The organism is Actinoplanes sp. NPDC048791 (genome assembly GCF_040650095.1).
Classification (GTDB): Bacteria; Actinomycetota; Actinomycetes; order Mycobacteriales; family Micromonosporaceae; genus Actinoplanes.
Window position 1 is genome coordinate 1 of sequence record NZ_JBEZGQ010000849.1, and the last position, 3,625, is coordinate 3,625.

The following is a 3,625-nucleotide window of genomic DNA, read 5'->3' on the forward strand; positions in this document are numbered from 1 at the left end:
CAGCTCCCAGCTCCCAGCTCCCAGCTCCCAGCTCCCAGCTCCCAGCTCCCAGCTCCCAGCTCCCAGCTCCCAGCTCCCAGCTCCCAGCTCCCAGCTCCCAGCGAGTGTGAATCCCGGCTTCCGGCGCGTGCAGTGTTGTGACCGCGGCATTTTGCGCGGTTGTTGAGCTATTGCCAAAGAGTTGGCGCGCACTGGAGTTCAGGCAGACTCGCGCGGCGAATGCGCGACGGCCGCCGTCCGCAAATTCCGCTACGCACAGCGCCGGGGACGCTTCAGGTCGTCGTAGCTGGCCGCCTGCTCGGTGACGCTGGTCAGGAACGGCCCGAAGAGCACCGCCCTGGCCCGATCCTCATCGCGACCGCCTCGGCGCGGGCCCGGGAGACCAAGGTCGATGGCCACAACCGCCTGGGCGGGCGCATAACGGGCCAGAATCAGCTACATCGTTTGAATGGTGGCGATTCGTTCTTCTAGTTGTTCGATTGTTGCCTGGGCGCTCGGCGGGCCCCCGCACAGCCGCCGGAGCTCTGCGTGGATTTTGCCGTGGGGCAGGTTGGTGCGGTGGTGGTGGGCCGCCACCAGAGTGTTCAGCTGGCGGCGCAGACTGTTTCGGCGTTCGCCCGCGCTCAGCGTCACCACCGGCTCCCGTTGGGCCGGGACCGGCTCAGCCGCCTTCTGCCGCTTCTGAGCCGCCAGTTGCTCACTCTGCCGCTTTTCGAGCAGCACGCTCACCTGGTCGGGCGTCAGGAGGCCCGGCAGCCCCAGGTATTCCTCTTCCTCGGGCGTTCCGGTGCGCGCCCCGGTGCCGAACGAGGCGCCGTCGTAGATCACCTGGTCGAGCTCGGCCGTCGCTGACAGGGCTTCGAAGCGCTTCTCCAGGTCGCCCTCGGCGTCTTCGGCTCGCTGGGCGCGTTCCAGCAGGGCGTCGTCCAGGCCGTCGGGGTCTTTCGGGGCGCCCAGGATGTGGTCGCGTTCTGCTTCCATCTCGCTGGCCAGGCCCAGCAGGTGCGGGACGCTGGGCAGGAAGACCGTCGCCGTTTCCCCGGTGCGGCGGGCCCGGACGAACCGGCCGATCGCCTGGGCGAAGTACAGCGGGGTCGAGGCGCTGGTCGCGTACACGCCGACGGCCAGGCGGGGGATGTCGACGCCTTCCGACACCATGCGGACCGCGACCATCCAGCGTTCGTCGGAGACCGCGAACGAGGCGATCCGGGCCGAGGCGCCCTGGTCGTCGGAGAGGACGACCACCGCCGGCTGGCCGGTGATCTCGCCGAGGAGCTTCGCGTACGCCCGGGCGGTCTGCTGGTCGCTGGCGATGACCAGGCCGCCCGCGTCCGTCATGCCGTGCTCGCGGAGCCGGGACAGCCTCGCGTCCGCCGCGCGTAGCACCTGGGGCATCCAGTCGCCGCGGTGGTCCAGCGCCGTCCGCCAGGCCTGGGCCACCAGGTCCTTGGTCATCGGCTCGCCCAGCCGGGCCGCCAGCTCGTCGCCGGCGTTGGTCCGCCACCGGGTCTCTCCGGAGTACGCCATGAACAGCACCGGCCGGACGACGCCGTCGCGCAGCGCGTCCGAGTAGCCGTAGACCGAGTCCGAGCGGGACCGCTGGAGGCCGTTGTCGCCGCGTTCGTAGACGACGAACGGGATCGGGTTGTCGTCCGAGCGGAACGGCGTGCCGGTGAGCATCAGCCGGCGTTCGGCCTCCTCGAAGGCCGACTTCACGCCGTCGCCCCAGGTGCGGGAGTCGCCGGCGTGGTGGATCTCGTCCAGGATGACCATCGTCGGGCGGGTCATCGTGCGCCGCCGGTGCACCGCCGGTGCCATGCCGACCTGCGCGTACGTCAGCACGGCCCCGTGGAAGTCGCGGGACGAGTGCACGTCGGCGTTGCGGAACGACGGGTCGAGCTGGATGCCGACGCGGGCCGCCGCGTTCGCCCACTGGGTCTTCAGGTGCTCGGTCGGGCAGACCACGGTGACCGCCTCGACGGTGCCGTCGGCGAGCAGCTCGGCGGCGATCCGCAGGGCGAAGGTGGTCTTGCCCGCGCCCGGGGTCGCGACGGCCATGAAGTCGGGGCTGCGCCTGCGCAGATACTCCACCAGGGCTTTGCGCTGCCAGGCGCGCAGCGGCGGGAAGGTCTCCAGTTTCGGCAGGGGCGGACTCAAGCTCGACGATCCTCTCGACTCACACCACACAGCAAAATGCCCCCGCGCAACGGCCGCAGAGGCGAAACCCAGCATAGCGGCGGCGGGCCGCCACCGTGGTCACGGCACAGCGACGGGCGCCGACCAGCGCCGGTACAGCGCCAGCAGCCGTACCCCGGTCATCGCGGCCGCGGCCGACGCCAGCGGGACCGGGCCGGCCAGGTCGAGCCTGTTCAGCAGGGTCACCGTCGCCGCGCCGCCCAGCGCGACCACCGCGTAGATGTCGCGTTGCAGGACCACCGGGATCTCCCCGGTGAGCAGGTCGCGGGCCAGGCCGCCGCCGATGCCGGTGAGCATGCCGATCAGGCAGGCGCCGACCGCCGGCAGGCCGGCATCCAGAGCTTTGATGGTGCCCAGGACGGTGAACAGGCCCAGGCCGGCGGCGTCGAGGAGCAGCACCGTACGCCGCAGCCGGTTGAGCTGCGGGTGCAGGTAGAACACCGCCACCGAGGCGCTCACCGCCGTGACGGCGTACCGCCAGTCGGAGAAGGCGAGCGGCGGTACCGCGCCGATCACGAGATCGCGCAGGATGCCGCCGCCGAGGGCTGCGACGAAGCCGACGAAGCCGACGCCGAACAGGTCGAGCCGCTTCGCGACGGCGGCGCTGGCGCCGGAGGCCGCGAAGACGGCCACGCCGATCAGGTCCGCGACCAGCAGGCTGTAGCTGCCCGTCACGAGAACCGGCCTGGGGTCAGTGCTTCATCGACTCGTAGATCTCCTTGCACTGCGGGCACACCGGCGAGCCCGGCTTCGGCGACTTGGTCACCGGGAACTTCTCCCCGCAGAGAGCGATCACGAAGGTGCCCATCACGGCACTCTCGGCGATCTTCTCTTTGCGCACGTAGTGGAACATCTCGGGACCGGTGTCGGCGTCCTTGGTCTCCGGACGCTCCAGGATCTGCGTGCTCACGGCATCTGCCCTTCATGAGTCTCATGACTGTGTGCTCAACGGCACAGCACCGGTGAATCGGCGCTGTTGCCGGGCCCGCGTGCCCCCCGGTCACCGCGGAAGAAGCTCCAACCCACAAGTCTGACACCTCACGCCTGGTCGGTCCAACGACAACGGAGCCGCAGGGCACCGTACCGTTGCCATCGTGACCGATTCCACGCGGCAGATGGGCCGCTATGCCATCCGTTACGGCGACCATGTGTCCCGGGCGCGCCGCGACGGCCGCCCGGTGGTGGCCCTGGAGAGCACGATCGTCTCGCACGGCCTGCCCCGGCCCGACAACCTGCGGGTCGCCCGGGAGATCGAGCAGACCGTCCGGGACAACGGTGCCGTCCCCGCGACCATCGGGATGATCGGCGGCGAGCTCGTCGTCGGCCTCGAGGACCACCAGATCGAGCACCTGGCCGGCGCCGACGGGGTGGCCAAGCTCTCCGTCCGCGACCTGGCCGTCGCCGCCGCCACCGGCGCCGACGGGGCCAC

The 3,625-nt window shown here is 70.8% G+C and carries 4 protein-coding genes; 1 reads left to right on the forward strand and 3 read right to left on the reverse strand.

The window, feature by feature from the left end; all coding sequences use genetic code 11:
• Positions 1-435 precede the first annotated feature (435 nt).
• The 3 genes from AB0C29_RS38310 to AB0C29_RS38320 all read right to left on the reverse strand — a co-directional run bounded on the left by AB0C29_RS38310 (position 436) and on the right by AB0C29_RS38320 (position 3,106).
• Positions 436-2,157, reverse strand: coding sequence for a DEAD/DEAH box helicase (locus tag AB0C29_RS38310; protein WP_360831225.1), 1,722 nt, complete (start codon positions 2,155-2,157; stop codon positions 436-438).
• A 99-nt stretch (positions 2,158-2,256) separates the two neighbouring features.
• Entirely contained in the window at positions 2,257-2,871 is a 615-nt protein-coding gene (locus AB0C29_RS38315) for a TRIC cation channel family protein (RefSeq protein ID WP_360831228.1), read from the reverse strand.
• Positions 2,872-2,887: 16 nt separating this feature from the next.
• Positions 2,888-3,106, reverse strand: coding sequence for a DUF3039 domain-containing protein (locus AB0C29_RS38320; protein WP_203765641.1), 219 nt, complete (start codon positions 3,104-3,106; stop codon positions 2,888-2,890).
• Between the two features lie 205 nt (positions 3,107-3,311).
• On the opposite strand from AB0C29_RS38320, the gene AB0C29_RS38325 reads away from it, so the two are divergent.
• A partial coding sequence (locus AB0C29_RS38325) for a pseudouridine-5'-phosphate glycosidase (RefSeq protein WP_360831231.1) occupies positions 3,312-3,625 on the forward strand: 314 nt, incomplete at its 3' end.